At 39.8% G+C, this 18,033-nt stretch carries 14 protein-coding genes and 1 pseudogene; 5 read left to right on the forward strand and 10 right to left on the reverse strand.

The features are described 5' to 3' along the window. Positions 1-154: 154 nt before the first annotated feature. Both I8752_RS21465 and I8752_RS21470 read left to right on the forward strand, forming a co-directional pair. Positions 155-1,573, forward strand: coding sequence for a sensor histidine kinase (locus I8752_RS21465; RefSeq protein ID WP_214434312.1), 1,419 nt, complete (start codon positions 155-157; stop codon positions 1,571-1,573). A 315-nt stretch (positions 1,574-1,888) separates the two neighbouring features. Next, a complete protein-coding gene (locus I8752_RS21470) occupies positions 1,889-2,563 on the forward strand; it encodes a response regulator transcription factor (RefSeq protein ID WP_214434313.1) in 675 nt (224 codons plus the stop codon). 78 nt (positions 2,564-2,641) lie between these two features. On the opposite strand, the gene I8752_RS21475 is transcribed toward I8752_RS21470, so the two are convergent. From I8752_RS21475 to I8752_RS21490, 4 genes are all read right to left on the reverse strand, one after another. After that, positions 2,642-4,129 carry a Fic family protein gene (locus I8752_RS21475; RefSeq protein WP_225895816.1) on the reverse strand — a complete coding sequence of 496 codons (1,488 nt, stop codon included), beginning with the start codon at positions 4,127-4,129 and terminating at the stop codon, positions 2,642-2,644. 108 nt (positions 4,130-4,237) lie between these two features. Further along, positions 4,238-4,753, reverse strand: coding sequence for a DoxX family membrane protein (locus I8752_RS21480; protein WP_214434314.1), 516 nt, complete (start codon positions 4,751-4,753; stop codon positions 4,238-4,240). Between the two features lie 79 nt (positions 4,754-4,832). Then, positions 4,833-6,260, reverse strand: a complete 1,428-nt coding sequence (locus I8752_RS21485) for an NAD(P)/FAD-dependent oxidoreductase (protein ID WP_214434315.1) — start codon at positions 6,258-6,260, stop codon at positions 4,833-4,835. 367 nt (positions 6,261-6,627) lie between these two features. Further along, positions 6,628-6,987, reverse strand: a complete 360-nt coding sequence (locus tag I8752_RS21490) for a hypothetical protein (protein WP_214434316.1) — start codon at positions 6,985-6,987, stop codon at positions 6,628-6,630. 257 nt (positions 6,988-7,244) lie between these two features. On the opposite strand from I8752_RS21490, the gene I8752_RS21495 reads away from it, so the two are divergent. After that, entirely contained in the window at positions 7,245-8,303 is a 1,059-nt protein-coding gene (locus tag I8752_RS21495; RefSeq protein ID WP_214434317.1) for a DMT family transporter, read from the forward strand. A 45-nt stretch (positions 8,304-8,348) separates the two neighbouring features. On the opposite strand, the gene I8752_RS21500 is transcribed toward I8752_RS21495, so the two are convergent. Both I8752_RS21500 and I8752_RS21505 read right to left on the reverse strand, forming a co-directional pair. Next, positions 8,349-9,737 (reverse strand): hypothetical protein, encoded by a 1,389-nt coding sequence (locus I8752_RS21500; RefSeq protein WP_214434318.1) that lies wholly within the window; start codon positions 9,735-9,737, stop codon positions 8,349-8,351. Between the two features lie 491 nt (positions 9,738-10,228). Then, a complete protein-coding gene (locus tag I8752_RS21505; RefSeq protein WP_214434319.1) occupies positions 10,229-11,248 on the reverse strand; it encodes an acyltransferase family protein in 1,020 nt (339 codons plus the stop codon). Positions 11,249-11,432: 184 nt separating this feature from the next. On the opposite strand from I8752_RS21505, the gene I8752_RS21510 reads away from it, so the two are divergent. Then, the gene (locus I8752_RS21510; RefSeq protein ID WP_225895817.1) at positions 11,433-11,666 is read left to right on the forward strand and encodes a hypothetical protein; all 234 of its coding nucleotides are present in this window, start codon (positions 11,433-11,435) and stop codon (positions 11,664-11,666) included. 363 nt (positions 11,667-12,029) lie between these two features. Then, positions 12,030-12,374 (forward strand): hypothetical protein, encoded by a 345-nt coding sequence (locus tag I8752_RS21515; protein WP_214434320.1) that lies wholly within the window; start codon positions 12,030-12,032, stop codon positions 12,372-12,374. A gap of 186 nt (positions 12,375-12,560) precedes the next feature. On the opposite strand, the gene I8752_RS21520 is transcribed toward I8752_RS21515, so the two are convergent. The 4 genes and pseudogenes from I8752_RS21520 to I8752_RS21530 all read right to left on the reverse strand — a co-directional run. Next, the gene (locus tag I8752_RS21520; RefSeq protein WP_214434321.1) at positions 12,561-14,195 is read right to left on the reverse strand and encodes an alpha/beta hydrolase; all 1,635 of its coding nucleotides are present in this window, start codon (positions 14,193-14,195) and stop codon (positions 12,561-12,563) included. Between the two features lie 414 nt (positions 14,196-14,609). After that, complete coding sequence (locus I8752_RS38445) at positions 14,610-17,162, reverse strand: trifunctional serine/threonine-protein kinase/ATP-binding protein/sensor histidine kinase (protein WP_318780878.1); 2,553 nt, start codon at positions 17,160-17,162, stop codon at positions 14,610-14,612. Continuing rightward, on the reverse strand, positions 17,123-17,530 hold the full coding sequence (locus tag I8752_RS37535) for a hypothetical protein (RefSeq protein WP_225895818.1): 408 nt from the start codon (positions 17,528-17,530) through the stop codon (positions 17,123-17,125). Before I8752_RS37535 ends, I8752_RS38445 begins: the two co-directional genes overlap by 40 nt. 52 nt (positions 17,531-17,582) lie before the next feature. Next, positions 17,583-18,033 (reverse strand): annotated as a pseudogene (locus I8752_RS21530) (IS701 family transposase); the annotation flags it as partial.

Below are 18,033 nucleotides of genomic sequence, written 5' to 3' on the forward strand. Positions count from 1 at the left end.
ATAAAATAAAAATATTTAGCAATCTTAATGAAATGGCTGCCGTTTTCACTGTATGTATATAACAAAGATAATTTAAAATTAGCTATAAATAAAGATATAGCAATATAATTTTATTATTAAAGCATTCTTAATCGCTATAAATATAATTAAAAAAGTGAAGCAAATTAGCAAAATTTGGATAAATCTAGATCCATTTTCATTACAGTTACGTCTAACGATTGGCATAGCTATATTTTCGGCTTTGGTATTAGGTAGCCTCGCAACTTGGATTAGTTGGAAAATGCAGCAAATCTTAATCGATAGTCATAAACAGAATATAGAACAAATCGCTAAACGTTTACCGCAAGATGTAAAAATTTATAGTGAAATGATGCAATCGGAAACTGGGTTGCAAAAGGCTATTGATAACTTGACAAATACCAATATATTGTTATGGCTAAAAAGTCCTAAGAATAAAATATTAGCAAAATCTGCAACTTTAGATTCATTATCTGATTCTATGGTAGCTGAGTTAATGTCCCTAACCCAGATGCCGATTAAACCACAAGTTTACCAAGTTAACCACAGTTACTTTATTTTATGTGGTAGTTCTGTAGAAGTGCAAGGTAAGTTGCTAGGCGACTTATTTGTAGTCAAGGATATTACCCACGAACAGACAATGTTTGTGCTAATGGTGCAGAGTTTAGGTATTACTAGTATTTTAGCAATTATTGCCTTAACAGTTGCGATCGCATTTTATATTAAGCATTCTTTAAAACCTCTGCGTCAGCTAAATCAAATGACTGCTGTCATTTCCGTAGAAGATTTAGGGCAAGCACAACTATATCTTGATAATGCACCTAGCGAAGTCAAAGAGTTAGCTCAAACTTTAACAATGCTGTTATCGCGCCTGGCTCGATCTTGGGAACAAGAGCGAGAATTTGTCAGCAATGTTTCTCATGAGTTACGCACACCGTTGACAATTGTACATGGTTACTTGCAAAGCGTTTTGCGACGGCAAAATAACTTAACTCAAACTCAACAAGAAGCTTTAGAAACTGCTGCATCGGAAGCCGAACGTACCATCCGTCTATTACAAGATTTACTAGATTTAGCACGTGCAGATAGCGGTTATTTGCACTTTCAAATAAAATCTTATGTGTTGAATGACTTAATTGAAGAAGTTGTGGTGATGGCAGAAAAATATAGCGATCGCGTAATTACCATTGAGTCAAAAACTTATCCAATTGAGGTAAAAGTAGATTACAGCCGTTTCAAACAAGTATTACTAAATTTGATAGATAATACTGTGAAATATTCTGAAGCTGGTACGCCTATAATTTTTAAATTAAATCAACTTCAAGACAAAGCAATTATTCAAATCTGTGACAAAGGTTTTGGCATTCCTTTACAACACCAAGCACGCATTTTTGAGAGATTTTACCGCGTAGATGAATCGCGCAGCCATATAACAGGTGGGTGTGGTTTGGGTTTATCTATTGTCAAGACACTTGTAGAGGGTATGGGAGGTAGTGTGAACGTGCAATCAAAGTTAGGGGAAGGAAGTATGTTTACAATTAGTTTACCTATATAGCTAGTGAAGGTAAGAGGTAATACTAATTCGTAATTAAGAAAGTCACATTTGGTTTAGGTTCTTATGTTTAGATCTGTATCATTATTTGTGGAAAATAGTATAAGACAATTTATAGAGTCAGCTTTTCAATTGTAAAAGTAAAAAGACTTAATTTAATTAAATAAAATCTCGTATTCAGGGCTTTAAATCCTTGAGCAGAACGATAAATTCCTCACTATAAATAATCTAAAGCATAGGTGGTAAAGTCACAATTTAATCTAAGCTGAAGTACGGCAGCACTTTTATTCTAGAATTACCTACTTGAGGAGTAAAAATATGACAGCACACATACTTTTAGTTGAAGATGAAGTCAAATTAGCGCGATTTGTGGAATTAGAACTGAGTAGCGAAGGATACAAAGTTAGTATAGCCTATGATGGTATCACAGGACTGACATTGGCACGTGAGTCATCACCAGATTTAGCGGTTCTAGATTGGATGCTGCCAGGACTATCAGGTTTAGAAATTTGTCGTCGTCTGCGAGCAACAGGTTCTTCTATGCCTGTGATTTTGTTAACAGCAAGAGATGAAGTGAGCGATCGCGTGGCAGGATTAGATGCAGGAGCCGATGATTATGTAGTTAAGCCCTTCAGCATCGAAGAACTGCTAGCTAGAATCCGCGCTCATCTGCGCCGCACTCAAGAAACAGATGAAGACTTGTTGCAGTTTGAAGACTTAAGTTTAAATCGCCGCACTCGTGAAGTATTTCGGGGTAAACGAAGTATTGAATTAACAGCAAAAGAGTTTGACTTATTAGAATATCTTCTTTCACATCCCCGCCAAGTTTTTACTAGAGATCAAATTCTCCAAAAAGTTTGGGGTTACGATTTTATGGGTGATTCTAATATTATCGAAGTTTATGTTCGCTATCTACGTTTGAAGCTCGAAGAAAATAACGAGAAACGTTTAGTGCATACAGTGCGTGGTGTAGGTTATGCACTACGGGAGTAGTAAATCATCTAAAATTACACGGCATCTACTACTAGATATCTCTTTTTCATCACCAAGCTCTATAACCAGCATTTTTAGTTAGATGCTCTTGTTCCAATACTCTAAACCAGTTACAAGTATATCTTCCAACCACTGCTTAAAACGCTCTGTAAGATTGCTTTCTTCATCAGCATAGGAAAACTGAAATGGAGAGTCAGTTAAAGCTTGAATATCGCTAATATTTCGTTCACCTTCTTCTGCATTATCTCTATGATACGCACAGGCAGAACAAACAAGTAGACCACGATACTCATGTCCAAGAACATGCAAAGACAATAAGATTGTTGTTGTTGATTCTACGTCGATTGTTAATTGTATCCAACTATGATATGGACGAAGATTTGCAAAGTATCCTAGCTGTTTAGCTGTTTCGACAACTTGATAACGATGATAATAGGATCTAGGATCGCCAGGGGGAGCCGAGACTATAAAAACCTGAGCATCATTTATGAGATTTTGAACAGATAACCTTATTTCATTAGCAATATCTTGTAAACGAGCGGATGCAATTTCAAAAAGGTTTGTAGCGAAACTCTCGACTTTTTGACAGCGATCCTGAATAGTTGCTGATTGATTTTGCTTTAGCTTGTCAGCTATAGAAGCTATAACAACTTGAGCGCGTCGCGCTTCTGACAAGATTTGTTCAGATAAACCAAGACTACGAATAAATGCTTGCTTTTGACTCCTAGAAAATAAGTTAATCAAATTTGATAAATCACCTCGATCTGCTTGCTCTGAAGCCGCAATATAAGCTCCTCTGTCGTCACGAGTCAGAACCAAAGGAAACCATCCAGCTTGGATGAAAACTAAGCTAGCGAGGCAGCGAGCAACTCGACCATTGCCATCTTGAAATGGATGAATTTGTGTAAAGCGATGATGCAGCCATGCTGCTTCAACTTCAGGAGGAATTTGTCTTGCTTGATGTTGATGATGCCATTGAATCAAATTATCCATTTCAGAGGCGACTTGTTCTGGAGGACAATATTCGTGCATGGAGCCATCAGGTCTTTTAGGGTTATTAGGGAGTCGCTTCCAGTCACCTTTTATAAGATTAACGCGAATGATTTGTCCTATGGGTGTTTCAGCTTCCGTATAATCTTGATTCTGGGTTAGAAGTTGATGCAACTGTTTGGTGTAGAAAGTCGTTAGAGTTCTCTGTCCACCTACAAAATCAAACAGCCCTTCAATTGCTGCTTCTTGATCCTGGATTAAAGATACAACTTGTCTAATTGGGCGATCTGTAGCTCCATTAGGAATTAAAGCCTCATTGATTCCTTGCTCAATCAATAACCGAGTGATTCCTCGGTCTAGCGTGTACAGTCGTTCGATTATTCCGGTTTCTATTGCAATCTCTCGGCGTAACCTCTCCATAAAGGTTTTGAACTCGCCAGAGGAACGAAGACGCTGTGCTTGTTCATTCCAAACAGTAACTAAAGGTGGCAACTCAGCACTAGCTAATTTTTCCCAGTTTAATGGTAAATCTTCTATTGGTTGCCACTGCATAAAAAACTGTGAAATAATCTGCATAAATAGCCTAACATTCGTTAACCTCTTAAGCCATCTGTTCCATGAGGCGATCGCCTACACGTAAAGCATGAACCAGAATGATGAGAGTAGGGTTAACACAGAAGATGATTACATATCATCTCTAGAAGCATTCTGAGCATAATCGGCTGCTGCTTGGGTACGACGGCGGCTCATTTTCTGTTCGTAAGCATCGTAAGCAATACACATCCAAATTAAAGTCATGAATAAAATATTTTTGTTAAAGCTTTCTGCTGCATTAGGAAACAAACTGCCAGCAGGAATAATGCCAAATGCCAGAATAATACTAAATGTCATTAGAATCAGTAGTAATCCTGTCCACCGCACCCAATAATTGAGAGCAAATAAAGCACCTAAAATGATTTCTGCTAAAGGTAGCAACCAGCCATAAGGAATGGCAATGAACCAAGGCAGTGGCCCTACACCTTCCCATCCCGGTGGAATTCCAGGGCCAATTATTTGCAGTTTCAGCGTCAGCACAGTTTGATAGAAACCATTAGGAACGCTGAAGTTAAGATAGTTAGCAATCCCAGAGAGGAAAAAGAAAACGCCCATCGTCACGCGATTGACAACAAAAGCAATCCGTAGGTTGAGTAGGTATTTCATCAGTAAACTCCTAAAGATGAGATTGGGGTTTGAATAGTTTGCACAAGAAAGGATGGTAAATTAAGAATCTCTATGCTCTTCAATGAGAAGAGGGTGCAAGCTGGTCGAGCAACGTCGGTACGCCCGTCCAACTGAAGTTTTGCTGAAATTGCATCGGTTGAGCAGCCCGCCAGACTAGGGGAGTTGCCAAAATCAGTCCGGCAGCAATGGTTGCAATTCCAGATAGCCAAGGAGTTTGTCCTAACTGCATGTGGGAAAAAGGGCGATCGCGCTGAAATAATTCGTCGGTTAACCACTCAGTTGTGACTTTGCGATTATGTGCAGAGTTGGGTAGCAGTTGTAGATATGTTGCTTCCCTGATCAAATGACCGGGCTGGCCTTTTATCTGAACTTTATTAAACAAGTTAGCAACACCTTCATTGAGTCCCAGTTTCATCAAAGTGCCGCGCATTTGAATTTGCACGGGTACAGTTGAATTGCCTTGCCAAAGCCTCTGAAGATTGTGAGCGATCGCTTTTCCTTGTTGGTAGGCAACTTGGGCTGTGGGTGGTTGGGGATTATTTTTATCTGCGGCACAGTCTCCAGCCGCAAAGACTTCGGGAAAATCAGGAAGCTGCAATGTCGGTGTCACCACCAGCCGTCCGCGTTTGTCACGTCTTTGGGCTAAGATTGGTAACTCCATCAACAGCGGATTGGGAGTAGTGCCGGCAGTCCAAGCGATCGTTCCGGCTTGTAAAATCTGTGTTTGGTCGTTTTGCTGATATTCCACACCATCTGCTTGCATCTTGGTAACAACCGCATCGAATAAGAAATCAACGGGAACCACGCGACGTTTGAGCGCCCCCTGGACTGTACAGCGCAAATGGCTATTCACATCTCCTTTAAGAATTTCCCGACTGCGGTTGACTAGAACAACCCGAATTTCATCAGCATCGCCGCCCAATTCGTCATACCAAATCGGTAATAAATCTGCTAACGTACACGCTAGTTCAATACCAGCTGGGCCTGCCCCAATGATGGCAACAGTCAGTAACAACCGACGACGCTCAATATCTTGAGTTTGGATTGCTTGATGCAGTCTGTATCGCAAGTGTTTTCGTAAAGCGATCGCTTCTTCCCCAGAAGTCAACGGCATCGCATATTCTGCCGCACCGGGAGTATTAAAGTAGGTTGTTTTGCCGCCCAGTGCTAACACTAAGTTGCGGTAGTCAAAAACTTTTCCAGAAGTTACGGTAACTCTGCATTGATTGAGATGAATTGATTCCACCGTGTCTTGCACAAAAGTTACACTACTGCCAGCTAAAAGCTCTTGATAGTGGGGATAAACCTGTGAGCTATGCAATTCGCCGCTTAACAGTTCGTATAATAACGGTTTAAAACTGAAGCGATCGCGTTGCTCAATGAGAATAATTGGATGCGAATAATTTTGATGGCTGAGGTGCAGAGCTGTAAACAGTCCAGCAAAGCCACCACCCAGGATGACTGTGGTATGAGATGATTGCGGCATAGATGTAAGATGTAAGAGTTGCTTTTGTGAACTGCTGTTAGTATTGCGGCATTTAACAACTCTTAAGTGATGAAAGAATAAAGCTTAACTGAGAAATTAAAGGGAATTTGCGACATAGTTTTTACTATTTTCTCAGCAATAATTCAGCATTTATATAATATTGTCGAGCTTCCCAGGTTTAATAAGTTTGAACCTGAGAAGACGATTACTTAATTCTTTCTAAGTAGGTGGACATAATTAAATGTAAAATGCCAACCAGTGAAACCCTGTCATCAGCTGGCATTTACCTTCTGGAGACACTTGCGTGGGCGGGTTTCCCGACTTGAGCAAAGTGTCGTCCTTCTGCCTTCTGCCTTCTACTTAGAAGTTATTTCACTTCATTGGGTTCAAACTTAGCCACTTTACCTTTTTTAATGGCAACAATCACATCATATGTTGAACAGTAAGAAAATGTGACATTGTTGGCTTTGTTATAAAGATTAACCACATGACCCGCTCCACCCGGTTGGATACCGATTGGCTCTAAATCACCGAAAAAGAAACGGCGCAGCTGATCGCCACTACCAATCTGACCTTTACTTTTAGTAAGTAATTCTATTTTCTGTTGTACAGATAATTCTTGAGCTGAGGCCTGAACTAATGAAGGATTAATTACTTTTAATGGTGCGTCCCAAACCGTTAGAAAACCAGTCAAAGTAACAGTTGCAATTAAGGGTGCGAGTTTCATTTTTGACTCCTGATGTTTGAGTTGTCTCGAACACCCAAACTATGCCAATAAAAACTGAGATATTCTTGAAACTAAATCATGATTTTCATGAATTTATACCTTAATAAAATTCATTTAGTTCTCAGTATTTTCTCAGACAGATATAGTAAACTCCAACTCCTAAGATAATTTAAGTATTTTCTCAGCGAAATCTCATACTGAATTAAACAAAGTCAACTTAGTATAATGAGCAATGTCTTCATTGTACTGATGTTATTGTGACTAGAGCCAGAAGACCACATCGCCTAACTCGTAAAATTTCTGGACAAACATATCTTTGGCTAGCAATGCTAATTTTTGGAGCTTCTAGTGCAGTCACTCGCAAGCTTACAGAAATTGGTGCTCAACACTTCATAGGCGATCGCAACCCAATTTCTTTGTGTAATGTTTTATTCGTGGGAAATTTATGCGCCTTAATAGTTCTGATTTTAATTTATTGGCGACAGTGGAATAGAGCTACTTTGAAGCAACTATCAAAGAAGGATTGGCTCAGTCTCACAGCAGTAGCAATATTATCAGGAGCGCTGGCCCCTGGCTTAATTTTCCAGGCACTAGCACTGACAAAGGTGAATAATGTGATTTTGGTGGGACGCTTGGAACCACCTTTAACTCTGGCTTTATCGGTCTGGTTGTTGAAAGAACGGGTAAGTCTTTGGGAATTTCTGGGGGCAATTGCTGCTTTTGTTGGTGTTACCCTAACTATTATTCTTCAGCCTCCAGAGGCAGCCATGATGAATATGGGAGGTTTGCAATTGGGCTTAGGAGAACTCCTAGTAGCGGCAGGATCTCTGGCTGTAGCTGTTTCTACAATTCTTGGCAAAAAATACCTTTCCCAGATTTCTCTAGGAATTTACAGTATCTTTCGTACTGCACTAGGAACAGTAATCTTTTTCTGCATTGCTTTAATCCTTTATGGCCGCGACCATTTTGCTGATGTCCTTTCACCATTCTTGTGGCAGTGGATGTTCCTTTATGGTGGATTGATTGTGGTATTAGGCCAGTCATTCTGGATAAAAGGTTTGAAAACTTCCAGTGTATCTGTGGCTTCCTTAATTAGCTCGTTTACTCCAATCGCAGGCATTTTGGCTGCTTATTTAATCTTAGGTGAAGCTCCTACCCTAGCCCAATATGTCGGCGGTAGCGTTATTTTAATTGGCATATTCTTCAGCCAAGTTGGTATTTTGCGTCAGATGAATCGCAAAGTTGCGTCTGCTGGAGTGGAACTCACTCCAGCAGAACAACAGGTAGAAACTGGTATGGGATTTAAAGGGATATGAACTGAGGGAATTCCAACAAACAAATACCAAATTAACGCGTATTATCTAATCTTCTACACTAATAGCAATTTTGCTGTAATATTCAGTTTGAGCGTAGACGCTAATAATGCTATCGCCAACTTCAAAGAATCTGCCTTCTCGCTCATCTTGAGAAAACTGTAAATTAGGATATTTAGCAGCAAGTTCTTGTGCTGCGATCGCTGAGACTGCAATCTCATCTGGCAAATTTCCAGTTGCACCAATGTAAAATACTAAGGGAGAAATTTTCTCTCGGTAGATTGTTTCTACATATTGTTCTAGCTTGCTATTTGCCGCTGTCAAAGCTGCAACTATTTCCTCTTTACCAACATACTTACCAGAGTGTTTATCCTGCAATACTTGCATTAAGCTCTCAGCACCTACTTTCGCAAGTATACTTGTAACAATACCATTTTCCTCAAGTCCAAGAAAGTCATCAAAAATTGATTTCATCAACTCATCGACTTTCGTTATCTTGAAGCGAGATGATAATAGCTTGTGCCTAAAGGCAATATTGTCATTAAATCCCATCTCAAAACGCGGCTTTGTGAAAATTTTTCCCGTTTCTTTGTCATAAACCCGATACATCCGATCGAGAAATTTGTTAGCAACAGGTAACTTACCGAGATTGAGAATTTCTTTACTGCCAATATCGATTTTATAGCTGACTCGTGAGTCAATAGTACCATTAGCTATAGCTTCTTGAAGATTGATGTATTCATTGGTTGTGGGGAAGTTGGTGTAAATATTTTTGGAAAGATAGTAGTTTTGTAACTCATCTATCTGCGATCGCACAAACACATCCGATCGCCCTTTTAAGCAAGCAGAAAGAATACTAGAAAGTACTTTAATTTCTGCAAGCTGCTGGAATAAACCATCAATACTGCTGTAACATGCATTTATTGGTACTAGCGGTAATTTGTCTAATTCGATAATATGTTCGGAGCGAAAGTCAAATTGTTCTGCTTCCAGGACACTTTTTGCTTTGAGCAATTCAAATAGCTTTTTACTACTAATTTTGACTTGTAAGGACTTGACATTTATTTTACCGTCGCTCACAATCGTATAGTTATTAAAACTATTTAAATCATTTACCAGCAACCCTGCAACCTCAAGAATTGGGGTTTTATCTTCAAGCTTTACAAGTTTGATTTTACGTCTAACAAGCATATTAATGGTAGCATTGTTGCGATTAAATTTAAAATCACCCATGCCAACATACTCTGCTTTATCTATATTTTCTGTCCGCAACCAAGGCTGAATTAGTTCCCCATTTTCATCTCTTACACCTTTAAGTCGCTTGATACTTGTTCTGTGATAATTTTCTTGTAAATGCTTGATGTTGACGATTATGTAGTTGCGATATTCTGTAAAAATTTTGATGAGTTCTAGCAGGGAGATTTGATTGTTTGCCATATCGTCTCCTTATATATAATGTCCAGGATTTAAGCTTCTTCGAGTTGTACCTAGTTTCGTAAAAATGAAATAGGAAGAAGTCCTATATGAATTTTCAACGACTACATATTTTGGGCGTTGCTTTGCAAACTTCGTATGACATACTTACTAACATTATAGTACAATTGTACTATAAATTTTTTAAGTTGCCAACACTATGAGGGAGAATTGCTAAAATGCTCTTCTCATAGAGTTTATTTATGAAACTGCAACATATTTTACCCCCCCGGCTAACACCGTCCCTTACCAAGGGGAGACTAGAGGGGGGTTCATAGGGCGCATCTTTATACAGAATTGGTATCAACCAATGTCACAAGGCAATGCCAAAAGAGTCATCGGAAAAATCCATAACTCAACATGAAAAAATTTTTCCATTCCCTCTGGTTATTCACTTTTGCCAGCTAGTAGCCATATCGCGCAGGTCATCAAGAAAGCTTGACGATTTCCTCTTATTATTTGAGAAATAGAACTTTTAATAACTCTGTTTGACTTGGCGTAATATCCCAATTCTTGATAGATAGTCCTACGATTTTTCTTTGAATATGGGTAATTGCGATCGCACTAGAAACTACAACAAAGAATGCAACAACAAAATTGAGATTAATCCCAGCAAGTTTCAGGCAGTTTAGAACAAACGTATGCCAGAGATAAATCCACAAAGTATTCCCACCAGTAAATATAAAAAATTTGCTTAATGCTTTGTTACCAGCGATTCTATCTGAGAATTTATCAACTACATAATACAGTAGTAACGATACACCTAATGCATATGAAACGTAATATAATTGTGGAGGATATTTGTAACTGTGACTTGCTTTTATCTCGCCCAATGTTAAATACAGATAAATTCCAGTTGCCACAAAAACTATTAAACTAATTATTGATATAACAATAACTTCTTTTTTGCTTAACTTGGTTAAAATAATTCCTATTCCCAGGAAAAAACAATAGGGAATAATGTAAACAATATAAGTGTTAATAAAATATGTGAAATAAGGTATGTGCTTGATAGCTCCTAGAGTTATTTCTTGGATAAAATAAGTTCCTAGAAGAACTGCTAAAAACTGAGTTTTTGTAAGTATACGGTTAATTTTCAGAATTAACGGTGCGAATATGGCGATTATCAAAAAAATACGGATAATCCAAACATAACCAACTGTTAACCCAAAGTTTCCTAAAATTACTTTTTGCGTAAAATTTTCTCCTAATAAACTGAAGATAGCGAAATAAAATGCCAAGAAAAGCCATGTAGGGGCGATAAGTCTTGGTATTCGTTTTTTCAAATAGTTAAAATATGATGGTTGCTTTTTAGGATTTGTATAGGATAGCAGTGCGCCTGATGCGATAACCATCAGCCCTACATCAAAATTCCGCAACTGATACAATACTGTAGGCGGATTAACATGGGCAAGAATGATACCCAATAATCCCATAGCTTTCAAAACATCAAATTTTATATCTCTATCTTGCATGGTGTATAAATTTACTTGTATGACGAGAGTTCAAGGTATGTAACATTGAAAATGATACTCTCGCAATACAATACCCCGATCGCGAAAAACGAGCAATAAGCTTGTTATATCTTTTTTATACACAATAAGTAATACTTATAGAACCCATTTGGGATCTTGGAAGAACGGGTAAAATGAGAAATAAATGCCGTACTCCAGCAGCTTAACCAACAAAGAGTGGGCAATCATTGAACCACTATTGCCGCAGAAAAAGATGCCCTTGGTAAAACGGGGTTTGTCCCGGTTACAACTCGTTGGGGGAAGAGAACGTTCAAATGCTTGGATGGAACGATGTAAGAGTTTGGTCAAGAACGAAGAAGCGAACATTGCCTCATGCGACTGCCAAGCTCAATCTATGTTTTATCAGACTCATGCTTAAGCGGTTAGCTCAGGCATAGATATCAAATGGGTTCTATATATCCTTGGACTCCATAAACCTGTCAGTTCACAGATAAGGGTACTCTACTGCCGAGGCAAGGTCGGATCGAGTTATGCGGAAACTTCTCAACGTCTCCCCTCTATCAGGTTTCTACGATGCGATCTGCTTTGCAGCAACGCTTCGCGATCGCTTTCAGCCCCTACTCATTCCTACTCAATCTTCCAATTAGGCGTATAACCAGAAGTAACTTGGCTATACATTTGCAAGACCGATGCAGAAATACGTCCTGAGAGTTTTGCGATCGCCCATAGCGCTCTTGTAAAATCATTTTCAATTGTTGAGAATTCGCCCAGGAAAAAGTTTATGGCAGATATGTCCGGTCAAGACCCCTCGGAAATCACAATGGCAACGGTTGATGAAGAACGAAAAGGCGCAACTTTCAGCGGTACGGTCATCCTTGGTATAGATCCTGAGGGTGGGGAAGTCGTTTTCTTTAGAGACTTTTTAATTGAAGATTATAAAGGCGAACTTACCGCTTATCTGGCAACAGATGGCGATATAACGAAAAGCATTGATTTAGGCGAACTCGATCGTAAAAGCCCCAGTTTTAGGCTGCCAATTCCGCTGGGAACGGATACATTACCCTACAATACAGTCGTGTTGAGCGACAAAAAAAGCAAGAAAAAAATCCTGACGATCGATCTATAAAATTTGTAACTTAGCTCGTAGTTCAGCCAAATTCGATTGCCCTCCTGTATAGATCTCAAATGGATTCTATACAAAGTAATTTGATTGACCCTTGTATTTGCGTAATATGGGTATTTGAGTAACGGTACAGCATGTCTATATGTCCATACTAATGCGATCGCATTTTTACCCACACTTACAAGACTTTTATTTCTCCATTCGTAAAACATCAGGAGGAATCTCCCTGACTAGACGAAATGGAAATTTATTAGTCGAAGCCACTTGAGCATAATCTGAGGTGAGAAAGATCGCGTATTTTTCAGCGTCTGTTGTTAGCTGTGCTGCCATTGCCAAAGTTACAGCTTTCACAAACTTGCGAACATCAGTTGCTTGTTCGCCTACAACTTCACCACCACTAAAAGGTGTATTGGGTTGTCCTGCCTGATCTAAAGTATAAGCGGGGTCTTTTACACTCAAATGAGTGCCCCCAACTATACCAACTAACCATTTTGGCGATGGAATTTTAGCAAACGCCATAATCTGTTCGGTTAACGCTGGAGTACTTTTATCTGCCGAACTTGCCAACACGAGGGTAGGTACTTGCACCTTAGTTAAACCAGTTTCGCCAAACATTAAAGAAGCTGTAGGATTTAAAGCGATCGCCTCTTTTATTCTGGCATCCCGCAGTTGATAGGTGTTTTGTGGCAGTTCTTGGGCAATACACTGGAGAGTTTCCCCTGCACTCAAAACAGTCAAATTATTTTTGCAGCGTTGTTTGAGTTGTTCTAGTTGTAACTCGCCTCCCGCAACTGATAAGGCTGTACCACCGCCAAACGAATGGCCAATGACCATCACATTATTAGTTGCTAGTTTCCCTTGCAGTGGATTATTAGCTGTTTGATTGAGCTTTTCTAGTTCATCAAGCACAAAACTAATATCTCTGGGACGTTCTAGAAATTCTTGGGGTTTCAAAAACCTTGTTTTACCTTCTAATGCTGAATTGACATATGCGCTATCGCTACCGGGATGTTCTGGAGTGACAAATATATAACCGTGAGATGCTAAATGTTCTGCTAGATAACGTAAGTCACTGCGAACCGAACCCATGCCGTGACTATAGACGATTACAGGTTTGTCAGCAGTCGCAGCAGTTGACCAGTAAATATCAACAGGAATATTGCGCTGGCGCTTTTGATCGTTCAAATTCAACTTCATTACTTGTACTTGAGCGTTTCCTGGTTGGGAAGGGTCAAAAGGTAAAGAAATCTGCGGTTTATAGGGGTCGAGTCGGGGAGCGATCGCTAGCATAAACTGTTGAGTCCGCCAAAAACTCGCATTGAAAGTACTCGCCACTGTCAACGCCCGTGGCAGATTAATTTCTAAGCGTTTACTAGGATAGGCCGCAATAAAACTTAATACAGAAAGGCCCTGCTGTGCTGTAGAGCCTAATACCAGTCCGGCTCTGATTGCTTGTACTCCAGCTGTATCTTTTCTGACTAAGGCTGTAGAAAAGTCTTTGAGAATTGTTGTACCAACTTGGGTATTGAGTAAGCGATTGAGAGTAACCACATTTATCGGTACTTTCATTCTCAGTGCCCCCACAAGGAAGCGGCGCTGTTCTTCAGATAATTTATTAGTGTAAGGCTTTAAACTCGGAGTGAGTTTTCCAGTTTCCGCAACTTTTTGTAACTCAGTAAGGGATACAGATTCTTCCAAAAGACCGACACGCACCACAACAGTATCAGCAGCTTGTACAGTAGTATTTGCCCCAACAAACTGTGTTAAAGCGATCGCCAAAGAGAAACCTGTAAATAAATTCCGACTTTTCCAGCTTATTCCCATAAAAATCCTCACCTTTTTATCCTTACGGGAATATAGCTGATATTTTATGAATTGGCTAACTAGTTGTTCAATTTTGGCATAATATTACACCTTGCAAAATCAGCTAAAGTAAAACTCATTACCAGAAGATAAAGGATTCAGAAGGGTGTGGGCTGAGTAGGAACCCACGCATCAAAGCATGGGATTAAAACAATGACACCGTATTTCTCGCGCCCTTTAGGTGACGCTCCTGCGTCGCTAACGCTGCGCTAACACCAGTCACCTATAGAAGGAAACCTTCTTGCAGCGCTGGTTCACTACGCGCCTCGAAACACATCTTTTTCTAGACGGTGCTGTTACCCAGAACTAAAGTTTTTTTCATCCCCCACACCCCACACCCTGCACCCCACACCCTGTTTTCTGTAATTGACACAGCTAGGTGACTTCTTGGCGAACAGGAACGCAGATTTGAAACTCCGCTCCCAAGCCGGGTTTTGAGGTGCAAGTCAGCGAACCACCATGTTTTTCGGTGACAATTTGGTAGCTAATAGACAAGCCCATACCTGTCCCTTTGCCCACTGGTTTTGTGGTGAAGAAGGGATCGAACAGACGTTGACGAACAGACTCTGGCATACCCAGACCATTGTCTGCAATGCGGATTTCGATGCGATCGCTGTTTATTTGTTCAGTGTAAATGGTAATACTTGGGCTAGTCATTTTTCCTGGATTGCTCGCTAATAACTCCTCTAAAGCATCGATCGCATTACTCAACACATTCATAAACACTTGATTGAGCTGTCCTGCATAGCATTCCACTAGCGGGAGGTTGCCAAAATGTTTAATCACCTCGATCCCAATCCGATCTGACTTCGCTTTCAGGCGATGTTGCAGAATCATGAGAGTACTTTCAATACCATCATGAATATTAACGGCTTTGATCTCGGCTTCGTCCATACGTGAGAAGTTTCGCAAAGAAGCAACAATTTGCCGAATCCGGTCTGCCCCAACCCGCATGGAAGATATTAGCTTGGGTAGGTCTTCCAACAGGAATTCTAGGTCGATAGCCTCCGCTTCTTCTTGAATTTCCAGATGGGGAGATGGATAGTGTTTCTGGTAAATTTCCAGCAGTCCCAACACATCTTGAGTGTAGTTGTTGGCATGGGTCAGGTTGCCATAGATAAAATTTACCGGATTATTGATTTCGTGGGCAACACCAGCTACCAGTTGTCCTAAGCTTGACATTTTTTCAGTCTGCACAAGTTGAGACTGCGTTTGTTGTAGTTTGTGCAGGTATTGTTGAAGTTCTTCGGCTTTTTCTCGCTCTCGCGTTTGGGATGCTTGCAAAGCTTCGTTTTTAGCTTCGAGTTGTTGCAAGTAGATTTGTAAATTGGTGTAAAGACGGGCGTTATCAATGGCGATGGAAATTTGTGCTGTCAACAGACTCAGCACATTTACTCGTTCTGGGGTAAAAGCACCAGGAATAAGATTATTTTCCAAGTAAAGAACACCAGTAAACTTGCCAGAGTGAATCAATGGTAGACACAAAATCGATTTGGATTGGTGAGTCGTGACATAAACATCTGCTGCAAAGCGGCAATCTTTGGTAGCATCGTCTAAAACAAGATTTTCTCTGGTTCTTTCGACATAGTTAAATAAAGCAACTGGTAGTAAAGGTGAATTTGTTTGTGAGTGCGACTTCACAACAACACTAACGTCTTTCCCTTTGATCGTTCCCGCCGCTTCTAATATCCATAGATGCTCGTGCTTGGTAATAAAGTAACCTTGGACAGCACCAGCATTTTCGATGGCAAGTTTCATCATTTTTTCGAGCAAGCGACTCAGCACCATTTCTTCTGACAACACCTGGGAAGCTTTCATCACTGTCATCATGTCGAGAAGGTGAGCGCCTCCGGTAGTTGTGGAGCTTGTTTTAGTAATTTCTTTGTAATTTGTTTCAAACTTTTGGGTGTTTGACGCTCGCGTAATTAATTGGGGGTATTTTGATTCTAAATCTTTGAATTTAGCAATAGCGCCCCAGCGCATATAGGCGTAGTAAGCATCTGTCATGTAAGTTTTGGCGATCGCTTCTTTACCCCACGACAGATAGAATTTGGCAGTTAATTCCAGAGCTAATGCTTCTTCGTTGATGTACTCATTTTCTTTAGCAAAAGCAATAGCGCGATCGTACATCTCAATTGCTTCTATTTTTTCGTCTAACACTCGATGCTTTTCAGCCTCAACTAAATAGAATTTGTGCAAAAAATTCATTGGGGCGTGATGCGCCCATTTTTGCATTTTTTCTTGATTAGTTTGGACGCGATCGAGAATGGCGTTTTGCTCTGACTCTTGGCTATTAGGATACACTGCTAGTCGTGCTAAAGAATCGTAGAAATTGAAAATAGGAACAATGGGCAATCCTACTAGTCCATCCAAATACTTCTCTGTTATCGCACTATTTTCAATTGCTTCTGAGTAATTTTCAAACCAGTAACTAAGTAAAAATTTGTTCCAATATATGTATGCAACTCCGGCTCTATCTTTTGCTTGCTGGTATGATGGCACTTTTATCTGCTCATCGCAGGCTTCGCCCTTTAGGCAGCAAGTATTTTTACTTTTTCCCAGCAAATTTAAGATAGCCTGCCAATAGATTTCTATATAATTAAGCGCTGTTTCTTGCTTAATTTTATGAGTAGCATCTCTGTTTCTTGCGATCTCTGTTTCAAGAACAGTCAGTTCTTTACCGCTAAAGTAAGCTAAACAACAATACTGTTGTAGACTATAGCCTGCATATTCTAAATCTCCTGTCTCCATTCCGCTAGAGTAACTTGACAAGAAAGGCTCTAAGGCTTCTCTCAGATGCTCTTTCCAAGGTCGGATAAATAGATTTACGATGAAAACTGTCTTAGTTTTGATTTCTTGAGCATTTAACTTTGATACCAGATTTAGAGCTAATTGACCGAAGTGATAACCTGAATCAACATCTCCCACAACTCCGCAAAGAAGAAAACCATAATTTGCATAAGCAAAGGGAGATAAGAAAGCATTAATTGTACTTGTTTGCATACCGTCAAGGGCAACAGTGCAGGAGCAGCAATATAGGCAGGAGAAAAGATACTTGACAAAAGTCTCATAGCTGCTAATTTATAGCGATCGCTCATTTGAGGTAGGTCAGTTAAATCCTCGATTCGCTTCCCGTTTAAAATTGCCGCAGTTTCCCCTAGTGCCTGCTCAATATCTGATGCGCTCGGCTCTGGGGGAAACTCGATCCCTAATAGTTTTAAAACTTGTAGCCCTGTATTAACCGCCTCTAGCAGCCTGTTCTGCCCCATATAAGCTTGTATCTGGACTTCATACACTATACCCCTCTTCTGTCACTTTCCGGAATAAGCAAGTAGTTCAGGAGCTAAATCATCCAGAAGCATAATAGGGTTTAAATTGATTCATTGCGGCAATTAAATGATTGAATCCCAGTAACAAATGTGAATTAGGGAAAATACTTAACCAAGGATAAATTAACCAAAATAGTAAAAGTGGTTGGATAATGAGACGCAGATTATTTAAAGCATTCTTCCATCCAGATTCATGGTTCCATTGCGGATGGTTAGAAAAATCAACATCACTCAGATCTTGTGCCTCAGTCTCAAGTTGACGAGATTGATTTAAGCCTAATAAGACGGAAGAATTTAAACTAATCATCGTGTAAACACAAAAAATAATCTCCCACCACCTCTCAATATGTTGAAAATTGGTGAAACGGTAATCTGTCCAGCCTAGCTCTTGTTTACACTGTCGAAATCCATATTCTACCCAGGTTCTTAATCCATATAAGTCACCTAAAATTTTCTTGAGATTACCTTGC

The sequence above is a fragment of the Dendronalium phyllosphericum CENA369 genome (assembly GCF_016056275.1).
In the GTDB taxonomy this organism is placed as follows: Bacteria; Cyanobacteriota; Cyanobacteriia; order Cyanobacteriales; family Nostocaceae; genus Dendronalium; species Dendronalium phyllosphericum.

Bases quoted from the DNA above. Each gene is read 5' to 3' on its own strand.
- I8752_RS21470 (WP_214434313.1), top strand. From the start codon at position 1,889: ATGACAGCACACATACTTTTAGTTGAAGATGAAGTCAAATTAGCGCGA.
- I8752_RS21475 (WP_225895816.1), bottom strand. From the start codon at position 4,129: ATGCAGATTATTTCACAGTTTTTTATGCAGTGGCAACCAATAGAAGAT.
- I8752_RS21480 (WP_214434314.1), bottom strand. From the start codon at position 4,753: ATGAAATACCTACTCAACCTACGGATTGCTTTTGTTGTCAATCGCGTG.
- I8752_RS21485 (WP_214434315.1), bottom strand. From the start codon at position 6,260: ATGCCGCAATCATCTCATACCACAGTCATCCTGGGTGGTGGCTTTGCT.
- I8752_RS21490 (WP_214434316.1), bottom strand. From the start codon at position 6,987: ATGAAACTCGCACCCTTAATTGCAACTGTTACTTTGACTGGTTTTCTA.
- I8752_RS21500 (WP_214434318.1), bottom strand. From the start codon at position 9,737: ATGGCAAACAATCAAATCTCCCTGCTAGAACTCATCAAAATTTTTACA.
- I8752_RS21505 (WP_214434319.1), bottom strand. From the start codon at position 11,248: ATGCAAGATAGAGATATAAAATTTGATGTTTTGAAAGCTATGGGATTA.
- I8752_RS21510 (WP_225895817.1), top strand. From the start codon at position 11,433: ATGCCGTACTCCAGCAGCTTAACCAACAAAGAGTGGGCAATCATTGAA.
- I8752_RS21515 (WP_214434320.1), top strand. From the start codon at position 12,030: ATGGCAGATATGTCCGGTCAAGACCCCTCGGAAATCACAATGGCAACG.
- I8752_RS21520 (WP_214434321.1), bottom strand. From the start codon at position 14,195: ATGGGAATAAGCTGGAAAAGTCGGAATTTATTTACAGGTTTCTCTTTG.